At 61.2% G+C, this 15,700-nt stretch carries 14 protein-coding genes and 1 pseudogene; 13 read left to right on the top strand and 2 right to left on the bottom strand.

What is annotated here, in order from left to right; genetic code table 11:
• Positions 1-22 precede the first annotated feature (22 nt).
• Both AB0N75_RS03470 and AB0N75_RS03475 read left to right on the top strand, forming a co-directional pair.
• Positions 23-349: a nuclear transport factor 2 family protein gene (locus AB0N75_RS03470; protein WP_364645974.1), complete on the top strand. Its 327-nt coding sequence runs from the start codon at positions 23-25 to the stop codon at positions 347-349.
• Positions 350-445: 96 nt separating this feature from the next.
• Positions 446-2,215, top strand: a complete 1,770-nt coding sequence (locus AB0N75_RS03475) for an FAD-dependent monooxygenase (RefSeq protein WP_364645161.1) — start codon at positions 446-448, stop codon at positions 2,213-2,215.
• 229 nt (positions 2,216-2,444) lie between these two features.
• Here AB0N75_RS03475 and AB0N75_RS03480 read toward each other — a convergent pair.
• Positions 2,445-3,047 (bottom strand): annotated as a pseudogene (locus AB0N75_RS03480) (malate synthase A); the annotation flags it as partial.
• A gap of 231 nt (positions 3,048-3,278) precedes the next feature.
• On the opposite strand from AB0N75_RS03480, the gene AB0N75_RS03485 reads away from it, so the two are divergent.
• Together AB0N75_RS03485 and AB0N75_RS03490 are read left to right on the top strand one after the other, a co-directional pair.
• Positions 3,279-3,971 carry a GntR family transcriptional regulator gene (locus tag AB0N75_RS03485; protein WP_364645164.1) on the top strand — a complete coding sequence of 231 codons (693 nt, stop codon included), beginning with the start codon at positions 3,279-3,281 and terminating at the stop codon, positions 3,969-3,971.
• Between the two features lie 40 nt (positions 3,972-4,011).
• Positions 4,012-4,527 (top strand): HtaA domain-containing protein, encoded by a 516-nt coding sequence (locus AB0N75_RS03490; protein ID WP_364645167.1) that lies wholly within the window; start codon positions 4,012-4,014, stop codon positions 4,525-4,527.
• Between the two features lie 159 nt (positions 4,528-4,686).
• Here the strand turns inward: AB0N75_RS03490 and AB0N75_RS03495 are convergent, their stop codons facing one another.
• Positions 4,687-5,583: an isocitrate lyase/PEP mutase family protein gene (locus tag AB0N75_RS03495; RefSeq protein ID WP_364645170.1), complete on the bottom strand. Its 897-nt coding sequence runs from the start codon at positions 5,581-5,583 to the stop codon at positions 4,687-4,689.
• A 169-nt stretch (positions 5,584-5,752) separates the two neighbouring features.
• On the opposite strand from AB0N75_RS03495, the gene AB0N75_RS03500 reads away from it, so the two are divergent.
• The 9 genes from AB0N75_RS03500 (at position 5,753) to AB0N75_RS03540 (ending at position 15,636) form a co-directional block, all read left to right on the top strand.
• A complete protein-coding gene (locus tag AB0N75_RS03500) occupies positions 5,753-7,021 on the top strand; it encodes a cytochrome P450 (RefSeq protein WP_364645173.1) in 1,269 nt (422 codons plus the stop codon).
• Complete coding sequence (locus tag AB0N75_RS03505; RefSeq protein WP_364645176.1) at positions 7,014-8,204, top strand: FAD-dependent oxidoreductase; 1,191 nt, start codon at positions 7,014-7,016, stop codon at positions 8,202-8,204. Before AB0N75_RS03500 ends, AB0N75_RS03505 begins: the two co-directional genes overlap by 8 nt.
• Positions 8,205-8,235: 31 nt before the next feature.
• Positions 8,236-8,430 carry a ferredoxin gene (locus AB0N75_RS03510; RefSeq protein WP_364645179.1) on the top strand — a complete coding sequence of 65 codons (195 nt, stop codon included), beginning with the start codon at positions 8,236-8,238 and terminating at the stop codon, positions 8,428-8,430.
• A gap of 26 nt (positions 8,431-8,456) precedes the next feature.
• A complete protein-coding gene (locus AB0N75_RS03515; protein WP_364645182.1) occupies positions 8,457-9,230 on the top strand; it encodes an SDR family NAD(P)-dependent oxidoreductase in 774 nt (257 codons plus the stop codon).
• Positions 9,231-9,443: 213 nt separating this feature from the next.
• A complete protein-coding gene (locus AB0N75_RS03520) occupies positions 9,444-10,607 on the top strand; it encodes an MFS transporter (protein WP_364645977.1) in 1,164 nt (387 codons plus the stop codon).
• An 85-nt stretch (positions 10,608-10,692) separates the two neighbouring features.
• Entirely contained in the window at positions 10,693-12,078 is a 1,386-nt protein-coding gene (locus AB0N75_RS03525) for a flavocytochrome c (protein ID WP_364645185.1), read from the top strand.
• Between the two features lie 45 nt (positions 12,079-12,123).
• Positions 12,124-13,008, top strand: a complete 885-nt coding sequence (locus AB0N75_RS03530; protein ID WP_364645188.1) for an SDR family NAD(P)-dependent oxidoreductase — start codon at positions 12,124-12,126, stop codon at positions 13,006-13,008.
• Positions 13,005-13,967 carry an isocitrate lyase/PEP mutase family protein gene (locus AB0N75_RS03535; RefSeq protein ID WP_364645191.1) on the top strand — a complete coding sequence of 321 codons (963 nt, stop codon included), beginning with the start codon at positions 13,005-13,007 and terminating at the stop codon, positions 13,965-13,967. Before AB0N75_RS03530 ends, AB0N75_RS03535 begins: the two co-directional genes overlap by 4 nt.
• A 94-nt stretch (positions 13,968-14,061) precedes the next feature.
• A complete protein-coding gene (locus tag AB0N75_RS03540; RefSeq protein WP_364645194.1) occupies positions 14,062-15,636 on the top strand; it encodes an FAD-dependent oxidoreductase in 1,575 nt (524 codons plus the stop codon).
• Positions 15,637-15,700 lie beyond the last annotated feature (64 nt).

Here is a 15,700-nt window from a genome sequence, read left to right on the forward strand (position 1 = left end):
TTCGCCAGGCTGAAGACAGAGGATCGAGGCCTTGGTAAACCGCGACCTCCCGGCCCTCGACCTGCTCTGCGACGATCGGTTGGTCTACACACATTCGGTCGGCCGGCGGGATGACAAGACCGCTTTCCTCGCCGCGGTGGAATCGGGTGCTGTCATCTACCCAACCGTGGAGCATGAGTTTGACGATGTGGCGGCCGAGAACGGGATGGCCTGGACCTCCGGGGGCATACGCGCCAGCATCGCTGCCGGAGGCCAGCAGATCGCCGTCGACGCTTTGACCACCTCCGTCTGGGTTCACCGAGGCAACAGTTGGAAGCTCTTGGCCCTGCAGGCCACCGCCCGCGCTTAGCTCAACCTAGCTGCACAATCGGCACGTAAAACTTCCATCCTCAACGACGAGAGACACGGCCCGGCGGCAGCGCCCGGCCCAACCTAGGAGGCAACCATGAAGCACATCGAAGTTCCCGTACTAATTGTCGGAGCAGGCGGCGCCGGGCTGACGGCCTCGATGCTGTTCGCGGATCTCGGCATCGAATCCCTGACCATCAGCAGCACCGCATCCACCTCCGTGCTGCCCAAGGCTCACGTGATCAACCAGCGTTCCATGGAGGTTTACCGGAAGCTCGGCGTCGCCGAAGACATTTACGCCCACGGCACTCCGCCGGAAAATATGGCCGCCACCGGCTGGTACGCCGGCCTCGTCGGCAAGGACCCCATCTACGGCAAAGAGATCGCGCGCCAAGAATCGTGGGGCGCCGGCTACACAGACCCTGACTACATCGCCGCCAGCCCCTGCCGCCAGACCAACCTGCCGCAGATCCGGCTGGAACCTATCCTGCTCAAGCACGCGCTGAAGAAGTCGCCCGAAGGTGTGCTCTTCAATAATGAGTTGATCTCTTTTGAGCAGGACGACGACGGTGTCACCTCCACGGTGCTCAACAAGGAAACCGGCGAAACGTACACCGTCCGCAGCGCTTACCTGCTGGGCTGCGACGGCGGCCGGACGGTCGGCAGTGCTCTCGGGATTGAAATGCAGGGGCAGCGAAACATCCTCTACAGCGTCTCCGTGCACTTCTCAGCAGATCTCAGCCAGCATGTCAGCGACCCCAGCGTGCTGATCCATTGGATGTGGCCCGCGCATACCGGCCTGCTCACCCTGCTGATTCCCATGGGCCCGGAGAAGTGGGGGCCGGACTCGGAAGAGTGGGTCTTCCACGAGAACTACGCCGCGGACGACAAGCGCATCTTCGACGACGAGGCGATGGTTGCAGATATGAAGATGGCACTGGGGCTGCCTGACCTTGAGCCAGAAGTCCACAAGATCACGCGGTGGTCCTTTGAGGCGCTCGTTGCGGAGCGGTTCCAGGAGAACCGGGCGTTCTTGCTGGGCGACGCCGCGCATCGCCATGGCCCTACGGGCGGACTTGGCCTCAACACAGCCATTCAGGACGCCTACAACATCTGTTGGAAGATCGCCGCCGTGCTGCGTGGCCAGGCCGCTCCGGAGCTGCTGGCCACCTACGAACAGGAGCGTCAGCCTGTCGCCGCGACCAACGTCAGGCGTTCCACCGAGAACGCCATGAACCACATGGCCATCGGCCAGGCGCTCGGCGTCTCGCCAATGCAGTCCGAAGAGGAGAACCTCGCCGCTCTAAAGCGAAATTGGAGCGACGACCCAGCGGACGACGAGTTCCGCGCCAAACTTCGGTCCGCCATCGCGGCGCAGTCCATGGAATTCCGCGAACACAATATCGAAGCGGGCTACCGCTATGAGTCGCTGGCGGTTGTTACGGACGGGAGTCCCGGGCCGCAGCCGGTGGAAGAGATCCGCGTCTACGAACCCTCCACCAGGCCGGGCTCGCCCCTGCCGCACGCATGGCTCGAGGACCACCGTGGAAACCGGTTCGCCCTCCAGGACCTCGGCGACGTGGGACAGTATGTGCTGGTCGCCGGGGAAGCGGGTGCCGGATGGGTGGAGGCTGCCCGCTCCGCCGCTGCTGAAGAAGGGATCGACGTCCTCGCGTTCACGGTCGGTCATACCGAGGGCGACTATCTGGATCCCCGATGCGCCTGGACGCGCAACCGCGGCCACGGTCCAGCCGGCGCCGTCCTCATCAGGCCCGACAAGTTCGTCGCCTGGCGCGCGGATGCGGCGGCGGAAGAAGCCCCCGGCCAACTGCGGCAGGTGCTCCGAGCCATCCACCAGAAGCACTAGCTCCGGGAAAGCAGCAACGAAGAACGCCGGGTGCGGCTCCCTACGTGGAGCCGCACCCGGCGTTTTCATTCGCTGTGCTTCCGCAGGGGCCGCCGGTCCGCCCGACCGTCGGGCTGCATGTGGCGAAAGTAGCGTGGACCTGGCGGCCCTGCGGAAAGTCTTCGGTGCCGGCAGTTGACCAGGGGCTGGCTATTGGACCCCGGTCAACCGCCGGACGGATGGTGGCAACTTAGGCTGCAGCAACCACCTTCAGAGGCGACTTCTCCAGCAGGTAGTTCTGGTAGGCGGGGATCGTCAGGAAGGCCGGGAACTCTTCGCCGAGGGCACACTCTTCGAAGATTTCACGGGCGTCGTCGAACCGGTCGCCGTCGAACCGGGGCAGGGCGGCGAACTCTTCCTCGAGCAGCTCGCGGACCCATTCGCGGGTGACGATCTCGCCGTCGTCGGTCAGGGCGTGGGCGTGGATCCACTGCCAGATCTGCGAGCGGGAGATCTCCGCCGTCGCGGCGTCCTCCATCAGGTTGTGGATGGCCACCGCGCCGTTGCCGCGCAGCCAGGACTCGATGTACTGGATGCCGACTTCCAGGTTGGTGCGGATGCCGGTCTCGGTGATGGTCCCTTCGGTGCCGGCGATGTTCAGGAGGGCACCGTCGTCGGGCGTGACATCCTCACGCTGGCGGTCCATCTGGTTGGGCCGGTCACCGAGCACGGAGTCGAACACCTCGCGGCAGACCGGGACCAGGTCCGGGTGCGCCACCCAGGAGCCGTCGAACCCGTCGGAGGCCTCGCGGGTCTTGTCCGCGTGCACCTTCTCCATGGCGATGGCGTTGGCCTCCGGGTCTAGTGATCGGGCGCTGCCAAAAGTGTGTAACAGTGGCCTCGAAGCAGTACGATGGTTGCGGGCAATAACCGGCAGGCTTTGCGCATGAAGCTGCACTCCTGCCGTCAGAAGTTCCGCTTCCCGCCAATACACGAAGTTTGTTGTCCCGGCTTGGAGTACAAGGGACACTCCCGTGGCATTACCCTGAACAGCTCCTAATGATTGAATCGAATTGAGGCTAGGATGACTGCGACGTCGGATCTCCATCCCTCACGTCTTGAAACTGTTTCCGCAGTTGATGCTGCCGGGGCCTATCTTAGGAGGGAAATCCTCCGCGGAGCCTTCGAACCGGGGGAGCGAATCCGCGAATCTCCTCTTGCCGCTTCCCTCGGAATTTCCCGACACACGTTGCGGGCAGCCTTCGCCCGGTTGGAGTCCGTCGGTCTTGTGACTTATCGGGAGAACCGAGGCTGGTCCGTTCCTGTCTTCGATCGTGCCGAATATGAGGACATCCTCCTGCTGCGCCAGAGCTTGGAATCGACTGCTTATCGGATCATTCTCGAGCGCGCCATCGTCCCGGACGCGCGTGTCGAGGCAGCGCTCCGACGAGTGCAGGGAGTGACGGAAGAAGTGGAATGGTCTGAACGACTTGAAGTTGACGGAGATCTGCATCAGACGTTGGTTGATCTAGCCGGGAGCCGCAGGCTGAGCCAGTCGTTCGCCGACATGCTGATCGAGCTTCGACTATGCCGGCTGCAGTCGGTTGAGTGGCTCGAGCAGCGTGGGCTAGAGCATTGGAAACAGCTTCACGTCGATTTGGTGGAGGCCCTTCGGCGTGGAGACCGCGCCGTGCTGCAAGATGCTGGCTCTCACTTTGCCTCCCACCCGTGGGCCGATGATGCTGAGACGGCCGAGCAAGTATCCACGGACGCCTAGGCCGGATGGTCTAGCCAGAGGCGAAGCGGAAGAGTGTCGCATGGGACAGGATCTGATGAGAGTCATGGCATCAACATACGGGGACCGGGACTTGGTCTGGAGTGTAAAAGACACCTTCATCCGATACATTGGTTCCCTTCCTGACGGCACATTGACGCCGCTGAATGGGGCGGAGCCATTCTCCACCGCTGGGGGCCCGGAGTGGCGCTTCCCGTACGTTGGGCAGAGCGCGGACGATGACGAGCTGACTCTGCGGTACCAAGGTGAGCTGCGGATCAGCGGCCACAACGGAATGCTGCTCGTCATCTTGATGGATCCTTGGCTGACGTTTACTGCCACCGAAACGCAGCTGAGCGTGGTCGAGCTAATGTCTTGGCCTGATACTTCTGTACGAGAGGTCATCGCCACGGGACCTGCTTGCTCCGATGGCTATATGGATGCCGCCGGACAGGGTTTCCCCCTGGGGCTGACGGCGACCGCCGTCGAGCTTTTCAACAATGTCTATGCTGCTGGGACTCCGCTTGGGCCGGCTCGACTTGTGCCACCAGTTGTTTAGCAAGCAAACCGCCGCAATGAGTGGCGTGCAGGAGAATGCTCCATGGGTACGGGCCGGGGAAGCTGGCCGGTCTCTGGGGCCCGTGCCCATGGAGTAGTCGAAGCCAATTGTCCTAAGTTGCGCGAGCGCTCCCGCCAGGGGCCACTACTTAGCGATCTGCTACTTCAAGCTTCCCTTGGCACGTTCTTCCCGTTCTAAGTAACCGTCAAGTCCCAGTACCCGCATCATGTCGAGGTTCGCGGGGAGCGCTTTCGGATTCGTATCAAAGTATTTCTCGGCACTGCCGTGTTCGCGAAGATCGCCATAATAGCCAATCAGCGCAGAGCTTGCCGCCTCGAGCGAGGCCAGGGGGGTAATCACCATTCCGGCGCCCAGAGCGATTACGTCTTCACTCGTGTATCCCGCAGGCGGGTCGAGGGTTACTACCGGATGCCCGATTCGTTCAATGAGGTCGGCATAGATGGCCATACGTTCTTCTGGCCTTCGGTCTGTAATGGGAAATCCATCGAGGTTGCGGACCATCGGCAGCACCAAATCCGCGCCAGCCTCGGCGTACAGGCGGGACCGCTCGATAATTTCGTCCGTGGAGATGTCATCGGCGTCAGTCCGCGCAATGATGAGGAAATCCTCTGAACGTCGGGCTTCGACGGCGGCTCGAACACGACCCACAGCTGCGTCGCGGGGCAGGACTTGGCGGCCTCCGAGGAACGGGCATCGCTTGGGTTCGGCCTGGTCTTCGATCTGCACTGCCGCCACTCCCGCTCGTTCGAAAGCCCGGATCGTGCGGCGTATGCTGTTGGGCCCCCCGAAACCGGTGTCAATGTCGCAAATGACGCTGGCTGAGGTGGCCTCAACCATGCGTGCGGCATGGTCCACCAACTCCGACATTGTAGACATTGCCATGTCTGGCGCGCCCAGCTGCGTCGCCTCGAAGGCAAATCCGGAAAGGTAGACCGCTTCGAACCCAGCACGTTCTGCAAGTACTGCAGACAGCGAATCATGCGCGCCGGGGACCGCTAGGCCTCCGGCCTCAAGCAGCTTTCGAAGTCTTGCCATGGCTTTTCCTCCTTAGCCCCGCTACACAATCCGGTGCGGAGGTCATTAAAAATGGCGCAGGTTGCGCCTGTTTGTTCCACTGTTCCACACCAAGCCAGTTGACGTGTGACTCTAGTCATGTTCTACTGTGTAACAGTTCGACAATACAGCAACGGAGGTCAGGACTCATATGAGCGCCGTCCAGGAAACCCCAATCAGCACGACTTACCCGGTTCCCTACCCTATGCAGTCACGGCAGGACACCATCATCGCGGCGCAGCTGGAGCGCGAGACGCAAAGCCTGCGTGAAGAGTACGGTCCCGTCGTCCCCGCGATCATGCCGTTCGGCGAGGGGCGCGCTTGGATCGCAATCGGGTATGACGAGGCCCAGCAGGTGATGAGCGACGAGCGCTTCGTCGTTTGGAAGCATCGGGGCAACAATTACCCGCGCATGCGTCACAGCGAAGGCCACAAGCCGCCGTTCCGACTTGCCTTCGACAAGATGGACGGTCCGGAACAGATAGCCCGCCGCCGTGTTCTTGCCAGGCACCTCTCGGTCAAGCGGGTCATGGCGCAGCGAGAGCACACCCGCCAGACCATCGAAGGTTTCCTCGATGAGTTCCAGGCCATGGGGCCGGGCGCGGACCTTATGAAGAATTTCGTGGAGCGTGTGCCGTTGGCAGTTATCTCCCGGCTCTTGGGCGTTCCGGAGGAGGAGCAAGGAATCTTCCTCGATGCTGCCTTGGACCTGATGAATGGGCGGGTGACTACAGAGGCGGAAGCGAATCGGCACATCACGGCGGTGAACGACTACTTCGACACTTTGGTAGCCCGCCGACAGGTTGAGCCGGGCGACGACCTGATCAGCGCACTGCTGAACGATGTTGACACGGGCTCCTGGGACGACGAGGAACTCGGTGGTGTCGGTTACGTACTCCTGACGGCGGGACACGATTCCACTGCCTCGACCATGGGCGGCATTCTTTACTGGCTGGCCCACGATCCGGAGCGCTACGCATATCTGCGCGAAAACCGTGACATGCTGCCGCGGGCACTGGAGGAGTTCTTCAGGATCATCCCGGCTGGCACCGGAACACGGGTCCGCATTGCCACCGAGGATGTTGAGATCGGCGGCGTGTTGGTCAAGAAAGACGACGGCATTCACCCCGTAGTCCACCCAGCCAACTTTGATCCGCGGGCGTATTCCGATCCGTATGAAATGGATTTCGCCCGAGACGAGGCAACGCACCTTAGGTTTGGCTTTGGGCCGCATGCCTGCCCGGGCAGTCAGCTGGCACGGATGGAGATCCGAGAGTCCCTCAACGCGATATTTGACCGATTCCCGCGTCTCTGGGCCGTGGACACCGCAGAGGACTGGCGCCAGCACATGTTGATGCGCGGGCCCAAGAGCCTGCGGGTGGCGTGGGACGAGCCGGAAGGGCGCGCAGGCAATGAGTGAAATCAGTGACCGAGTTGTCATCGTCGGTGCTTCAGCCGCCGGCATAGCCACGGCGGAGGCCCTTCGGAGCAATGGATTCGATGGAGAGATTATCCTCATCGGAGAAGAGCCGTACCTGCCCTATGATCGTCCGCCGCTGTCGAAACAGTTGCTTGCCGGCGACCAGGACTTCGATTTTGTCAGGCTCGCGAGCGACGAGCAATGCCGGGATGCACGGTTGGAACTCATGTTGGGCCGCCGTGTCGCGCGCGTAGAGCCAAGCCGCAAAACAGTCGTGCTCGACAACGATCAGGCGGTGGCTTACGACACTCTCATCATCGCCAGCGGCGTCCGGCCGCGTACTCTGCCTGCGACAGCAGATCTGGACTACGTTGTGACCCTTCGCGGTTACGACGACGCCGTCCGCCTGCGTGATCGGCTTGAGACGGGCGCACGTGTGCTCATCGTGGGAGCGGGTTTCATCGGTTTGGAAGTGGCCGCGACTGCCATCAAGAAGGGGTGCGACGTCCATGTGGTTGAACCCGCTCCAGCTGCGCTGTCCGGGCGGTTCCCAGCTGAGCTGGTGGAGCTCATCGAGGACAAGCATCGAGACCATGGGGTGAAATTTCATTTCGGCAATGTCGTGGAAACCTGGCACAGAGCTGATGACGGCGAGGTCTCGTCAGTGACGCTCAGAGATCGAACCGAGCTGGACGTGGACGTCGCCTTGGTCGGTATCGGCACCGTTCCCGCTGTGGACTGGCTGGAGGGAAGCGGTCTGACGCTTGAGAACGGTGTAGTCTGCGACGAACGAGGCTTGGCCGGGGAATCCATCTACGCCGTCGGCGATGTAGCCAACTGGTACCACCCCCGTATTCAGCGGCAATTGCGTGTCGAGCACCGGCTCAGCGCCGGCGAACAGGCCCAAGTCGTGGCCGCCGACGTCACTGGTGCCGAACTGCCCGAACTGGATCTGCCCTTCTTCTGGACGGACCAATACGACGACAAGTGGCAGATGTACGGTTACACGCATCCCGATGCCCAGCTCGAAATCGTGCTGGAGGAACCGCAGTCCAATCGCCTCGTGGCCGTGCTCAAGCGCGACGGCCGCATCGAGAGCGTGATCGGCAAGAACGCTGCGCGACAGCTGATTCCCTATCGGCGGGATCTGAAGACGGCCAACACCTTGGCCCCCCAGTCTTAGTCAAGCCCTGAGAAAGGTACAGGACAAAAACATGCGTATCACAATCGATTCGGAGAAGTGCATTGCTGCCGGGGCCTGCGTCATGGAGGCATTCGAGGTGTTCGACCAACGTGATGAGGACGGCGTAGTGATCCTGCTCGACGCCGAGCCAGACCCTAGCCAGCACACCAACGTGCGGCGGGCGGCAGCTGCCTGCCCGGCCCGGGCGATCGCCATCTCCGGCTAATAACACCCACACACTAAAGGATTCCCATGTCTACAACGGATACTGGCAAGGTCGCGCTCGTCACCGGCGGGGCCAGCGGCATCGGCCTGGCCACCGCTCAGCGGCTGAGCGAGGACGGACACACGGTCGCCATCCTGGACCGTTCGGCCGCGGCACATGACGTTGCCGAAAAATTGAACGACGGCCGACGGGCCAAGGCGTTCGTTGGAGACCTCTCGTCTCCCGAGGACATCAAGCGGCTGACGGATGAAATGACCGAGGCCTATGGCGGGGTCGACATCCTGGTCAACAACGCAGGCATTCATCCAAAGCGGTCGGATGGGAGCCATTTTCCTATCCCGGAAATTTCGCTCGACCAATGGAACCTGGTCATGGCTGTCAACGTGACCGCCCCGTTCTTGCTTTCCCAGTGGGCAATGGCACATATGAAGGAACGCCGCTGGGGGCGCATCATTAACCTGTCCTCGCGGGCCGGACGCGTCTATTCAGACGTCAGCGGAGCCCAGTATTCGGCGAGCAAGGCTGCCATCATCGGTTTCACGCGGAACCTGGCGGGGGAATGCGGACCCTATAACGTAACAGCCAACACTGTTGCGCCTGGCCGCATTAAGACGCCGCTGTCCGACGTTAGCGGCCTCGGATCGAGCCAGAACCTTCACGAAGTTTTCGCCAGTTCAGTGCCGTTGCGGCGCATTGGCCACGCTGACGAACTTGCATCGGTGATGTCGTTCCTGGCCTCCGAGGATTCCAGCTTCGTGACCGGAGCAGTGCTGGACGTCAATGGCGGCATGTTCGGCTGACCTGCGGACGCCCGAGCTAATTGTCAGCGTTTGGCCTTGCTTACACGCCCACAAGCCACGGCTGGTCCCGGGCCGAGGGTGATGGTCGAGCCAATGCGTGTCATTTGAATGGAGGGTGGGCCGGTGGAACCGACCTCGCTGGACAGGCGACTGCCCGTGACAAAACAAGGACGGCGGAGCCAAGCGCCACTGGCTTTCACCTTGCTCGCAGCCATGGGCGCCGCGTCATTGCTGACAACCGGAGTCAGTGCGCTGGGCCCAATGCTGAGCACAGGCCTGGACTTGTCCCGGGCACAATTCGGGGCCTTTGCGGTCGTTCTTTTCACTTCCACTGCCCTTCTCTCGGTTCCATTCGGGCGATGGGTGGATGGGATGAACTACAGAGTGGGCCTGGCGATGAATTTCGGCTTGGCGTTGCTGGCCCTGCTGACTCTGGCGACCGCTGTCTCGTATAGCGGATTCATAGGCAGCGCCGTCCTCGGCGGCGCTGCCTTGGCGTTCAGCAACCCTCTGACCAACAGGATGGTCGGGTTGCTTTCCGATCCGGTTCGTCAAGGTTCCCTGATCGCCACAAAGCAAATCGGACCCCAAGTCTCCCAGATCATTACGGCCACCTTGTACCCGGCCGTCGCGGCCGTCCTGACATGGCGTGCGGGCTTCGGTCTTGGCGCGATCCTCTTGAGCCTGGTTCTTGCTGCCGTCCTCCTCTGGCTGTTGCCCAGGGTCAAGGGCCAGCCTCAACGTCATGAGGCGACGCTGAAGGAAGAAAACACGCGGCGGCTCGCCCACCCCAAGCGCGGCCTGACTGTTTTTACAGTCTTCGCTCTCCTGTCTGGTGTGGTCTACCAAACCGTCTTCTTTACGCTCCCGCTCTTCGCCCACGAACAACTGCACTTCGAGCCGGGACTTGCTGCGCTCACCGGAGGCGTGCTGGGAGCCACGGGCCTCTTAGCCAGATTGGCGTGGGGTGCCTTGGCCGACCGATTGACGAACTACACAACAGCATTGGTGGTCATCGGCGCTCTGACAGTGACGTCCGTCCTGTTGTTTTTGGCGGCGGGAGCCTTTGAAATCAGTTGGGCGCTGTGGACCGGGGCCGCAGTATTCGGTGCGTCCGGTACGGCAGTGACGGTTCTTCTCACAAGCGCGTTGTTGCGATACTATCCACCGGAACGGGCGGGCACTGCCACCGGCCTCGTCTCCATGGGAACTTTTGTCGGGTTTGCCAGCGGCCCATTTCTTTTCGGCGCAATGGCCGATTCGATCGGCTACGCAGACGCATGGACCGCGGTTGCCGTGGTGGCCGCAGTAGCCACTATCCTTCCGTTCGCCGTCGGGCCACAGCGTTCCCGAACGAAAGCACCCACTTTGTCATAGATGCCCCGGGACACCCTGCCCCAAGCCCGAACTATTTTTCGGGGGGCCGCTCGCAGACTTCCAAGATACAAGAGGAGACCTAACTATGAACCAGACCTTTGATCTCGTCGTCGTCGGGTCCGGCATTGCTGGACAGACAGCCGCGACAACAGCCGCGGAAGCGGGGATGAGCGTGGTGATGTTGGAGAAGACAGGCAGCCTGGGGGGCTCTTCGGCGATGAGCGGCGGTTGGTTTGCCTTCTGTGGCACGGAGGAACAGGCCCAAGAACGTGTCGAAGACTCACCGGAACTTTTCCTGCGCGACTTGCTCGAACTCGGGGAACACCGCAATGACCGGAAACTTGTGGAAACGTACATCGAATACCAGGCTGAGGCTTACCGGTGGCTTAAAGCGCACGGTGTGGTTTTCCGGGAAGTCGAAATCAGCTCCGGTCAGTCGGCCCGACGTGGCCACAACACGGACATCAAGGAATTGCTGGTTTCCCTGCACGGAGACTTCACAGCAGCTGGAGGGGAAACACGGACCAATCACCGGGTGGTCCGGTTGGTCCAGGACCAGGCCGGACGGGTCACCGGCGTCGTCGCCCAGACCTCCGAAGGGGAGGTAACGTACTCAGGCCGGGCCGGGGTAATCCTGGCCAGCGGCGGCTTTAGCCGCGGAACTGACATGCTCAAGATCTTCGCACCCGAACAGCTCGCGGCGATCCCCTACGGCGGGAAGGGCAACACCGGAGACGGGCTGCGAATGGCATGGAAGCTCGGCGCCGGAATGGCAGATATGTCCTATGTTTCCGGAACCTTCGGCTCCCACCCTGAGACGGGCGAGGAATTCCACGAGCTGCTCACCGCCTTCTACATGGGCGCGATCATCGTCAACAAGCACGGCCGGCGCTTCGTAGATGAATCCAAGGACTACAAGACACTCGGTCGCGTTGTCCTGGACCAGCCCGACGGGCTCGGCTTCGAAATCTTCGACACGAAGGTTAGGGAACAGTCCCACCGCGGAATCCCCCTGAAAGACATCGACACTCTTGAGGATATCGGCCACGTACACAAAGCGGACACCCTGGAAGAACTGGCTACGAACATCGGCGTTGACCCGGCGGCGTTAAGGGAAACCGTCATCCGATACAACGCGGCTGTTGCGGGACAGGAAACCGATGAACGGGGGCGCACGAGTCTCTGCAATGGGGTCGGTGACCTGTCGCCCATCGACACGGCGCCGTTCTACGCCTACCCCGCCAAGTCCCTGATGACCACTACGTACTGCGGTGTCACTATCACTCCCGATGCCCAAGTCTTGGATGTGGACGGAGAAGCGATCGAGGGGCTTTACGCTATCGGCGAGGTAACCGGCGGGTTCCACGGCGCCGCATATATGACTGGTTCCTCGTTGGGCAAGGGCGTTGTCTTCGGGCACCTGTTGGCGACGAAGCTCTCGTCATCTGAAACAGCAAAGATGCCGGCCTGATTGGTGTTTGAGACAGGCACCGTATCTGATCATTTGAAGGAAAATATGGAGACTTTCGTTTTCGAGGATGCCGTGTCCGTTGTTACCGGAGCGGGCGGCGGTATCGGCCGCGCGATAGCGCTTTCCTTGGCCCGAAGGGGTGGACGCATCGTTGTTGCGGACATTGACCAGGACGCGGCCGAGGCTGTTGCGAGTGAGATCAGGAAGGCCGGTTATGAAGCCATTGCCGTGGCCACTGACGTCACTCAAGCGGAGTCGCTCGAACGGCTCGCCCAAGTGACTCTGAATGCATTCGGGAGAGTAGACCTGCTGTGCAATAACGCCGGCGTCACTATGCGGCCGTTCCGTGCACTGTGGAACGGTGCACCTTCTGACTTCCGCTGGATGATGGACGTGAACTACTTTGGTGTGGTCAACGGGCTGTTGGCGTTCCTCCCGCACATGCTCGATCAACCTGGGAGACGGCACATCGTCAATACCTCCTCAATGTCCACCTTGGATGGTGTCCTGGGGCATTCCATGTATATCGCGTCCAAGAATGCCCTTAACGGGCTGACAGATTCCCTGCGTAACGAGCTCGAGGACCAGACCCAAAACATTGGCGTCACGCTGTTTATGCCCGGAGTCGTTAGTACTCGAATTGCCACGAGCGAGCGATTACGCCCTTCAGTGGAACGCTCGGATTATCGGCGCGTGAGGGAGTACCCCCGCAAGGACAATCTTTTCCGACGAGCGATCGAACCGGAAGCAGTCGGTGAAATGGTTGTCCGGGCCATTGAGTCCGACTCTCCCTACTGCTTAACGCATGAAGCCCCGATTGATCGGATGCGCGAACGCCTCGAGGGAATCGTTCAAGGCCATAGCCCGATTCGGCATCCTGCGCAGCCTATTGACCTGTCCATAGATCCGAGCGATTCGAGAATGATATGAAGACCACCAGTATGAAAAGGACCGCGGCGCTGCGGGCCATCTTCGAGCGTCCCGGCACGACACTTATGCCCTTCGGGGCACTGCCCATCCACGCACAAATGGCTGAACATGCGGGCTTCGAAGCCTTCGAGATATCCGGGGCCACCGCATCCTGGTACGTCGGCGGCAGCCCCGATATCGGGATGATGACAATGACCGAAATGGTCCAACTGGCAGGTTCGGTGGCACGTTGTGTCGATATTCCTGTTTTTTGCGACGCAGACACTGGCTATGGTGGGCCCCTGAACGTTCGTCGAACCACGCAGGAGTTTGTTCGCGCTGGCGTGGCAGGGATCCACATTGAGGATCAGAGCGAGCCAAAAATGGCCGGAGGCCGAAAAGGCATCCGCTTAGCCTCGGATGGCGAAGCTGTCGGTCGTCTGCAGGCGGCCGTCGATGCCAAGAATGAGCTCGATCCGGACTTTGTCATCGTTGCCCGGACCGACGGCTATGACGCTGCGGGGGGAAGCCTCGAAGAGGCAATCCGGCGCGGCAATCTCTATCTGAAGGAGGCCGGAGCAGATGTCGTATTCTACGAGGGGCTGCGGTCCTGGGAAGAAATAGAAATTGCGCTCAAGTCGACCGACGGGCCCGCATACTCGATTCCGGCGCGAACCGTCAGCCGGCACCCGAGCTTGGCGGAAATGTCAGCGATGGGGCAGAAGATCAATATTTTCCGTTTCCTGGTGCCCGGGCTTCAAGAAGCGTGGAAAATGCTTCTGAAGATTCAGCGCGGAGGCGAAATGACCCCCCTGGACGACTATTTGGAGTCTCTCGCGGAGCTGGAGGGCACCAATGAGTATGCCGGTTATGGCGATCTCTTTATCAACCCCACCTACGACGTTGTCCGGCAGATGGAAGAGAAGTACCTCCCTCCGGAACTGCGGCGGAACTACGATGCCCCGACCGGGGGCGACTGATACGGGGAATTCGCCATACCCGCGAAAAAGCGTCCGAAGTGGCATCGCGGCACCGGATTTTGGAAGCCAACAAACCAAAGTAGGAGAGGAACGCATGTCCAATACGGCAGATGTCCTAGTCATCGGGGGAGGCGGATCGGGTATGAGTGCCGCGATCTCCGCGGCAACCAGTGGGTCCACCGTGATTATTTTGGAAAAATGCGAGGAGGTCGGCGGCAGCACTGGCCTGTCCGTAGGATCGTTCACAGCGGCCAACACGGCATATCAGTATCGCGCCGGCGTCAACGACTCGACAGACCTATTCATCGAGGACATGAAGGTCGCGAACGGAACCGATGAAGTACGTGAGAACACGGTGCTCCGCCGAGTGCTGGCGGAAAACGCCGGAGCCACCGTCGAGTGGCTCTCCAGCATCGGCGTTCAGTTCCTCGGGCCCACGCCCGAACCGCCGTATGAAAAACCGCGGATGCACAACGTCCTGCCCAACTCGTCCGCTTACGTGAACGCTTTGTTGCGTGAATGCAGGAAACGAGACGTGCAGGTCGTGACTTCTGCACGGGTGGAAAAGCTGTTGCGGAACTCCGATGGCGAAGTGATCGGTGCGCGTGCCGGCGGCCGCGAGTACTTCGGCCGGCGCGGCGTCGTCCTGGCCACCGGTGATTACTCTGCGGCTGCCGATCTCAAGGCAGCCTTTGTGGGGGAGGCTGCAGCCAAGGTTCAGCCCGTGAACCCGAACAACACCGGTGACGGCTTCCGTCTCGGCAATGACGTCGGCACCGTTATGCTCCAGATGGATCGGCTGTACGAGGGCCTGAGGTTCCCTCCCTCGAAGCTGCCGGATCCGATCAAGATCCTCCCGTCCCACCCGGTCGTTTCCCGCATCGTCCGGACCGTCGTCGAGCGCCTGCCAAAGAACATCTTGGCGTACGTCCTCCGTGGTGCCCTCACCAGCTGGGTGGGGCCCAACAATACGATGTATAGCGCCGGCGCCGTCCTAGTGGACGAGGCAGGAAAGCGGGTGGCCAATGAAGACTCGGACAAGCAATTGGCGCGCGGTGTTGCAGCCGGAGATAACAAGGCCTTCATGATCTTCGACCAGACAGTTGCAGACAAATTCTCGGCCTGGCCGAACCCTGTTTCCACGTTTCCCGGCGTCGCCTACGCCTACATACAGGATTACAAACGGTATCGCCCTGACATCTTCCACAAGGCCGAGACGTTGGACGAACTGGCCGTGAAGGCGGGAATCGGTGTTGTGGGACTGCAGCAGACCCTCAACGATTACCGCGGTTATGTTTCCTCTGGTACCGACCCGGAATTCGGGCGGCAGGAATTCGGCAACGGAATCACCACCGGACCCTACTACGCCCTCGGCCCCCTGCAGGCGTACATCACTTTGGCGGACGGGGGACTTGCCGTCGACAGCCAACTCAGGGCCATCCGGCAGGACGGTGCGGCTATTCCCGGCCTGTGGGCGGCTGGTTCCACTGGCCAAGGCGGCCTCCAGTTGTTGAACCACGGCCTCCATATCGCATGGGCTATGGTCTCCGGCCGTATAGCGGGACGGCACGCAGCCCAAGCTCCTGTCCGAGACAATATGGGCACTGACGGTGAGGACCTGCGCTCGGTGCTTGATACTCCGGTTGAAGATTTGACGGTAGTGGTTTAGCGACCAGGGATTTGGATAGAACGCCTAAAACGTGCTTCGGCAGCGGTAACGTTCGGGTAAATAT

Source organism: Arthrobacter sp. NPDC089319, assembly GCF_040684925.1.
Taxonomy (GTDB): domain Bacteria; phylum Actinomycetota; class Actinomycetes; order Actinomycetales; family Micrococcaceae; genus Crystallibacter.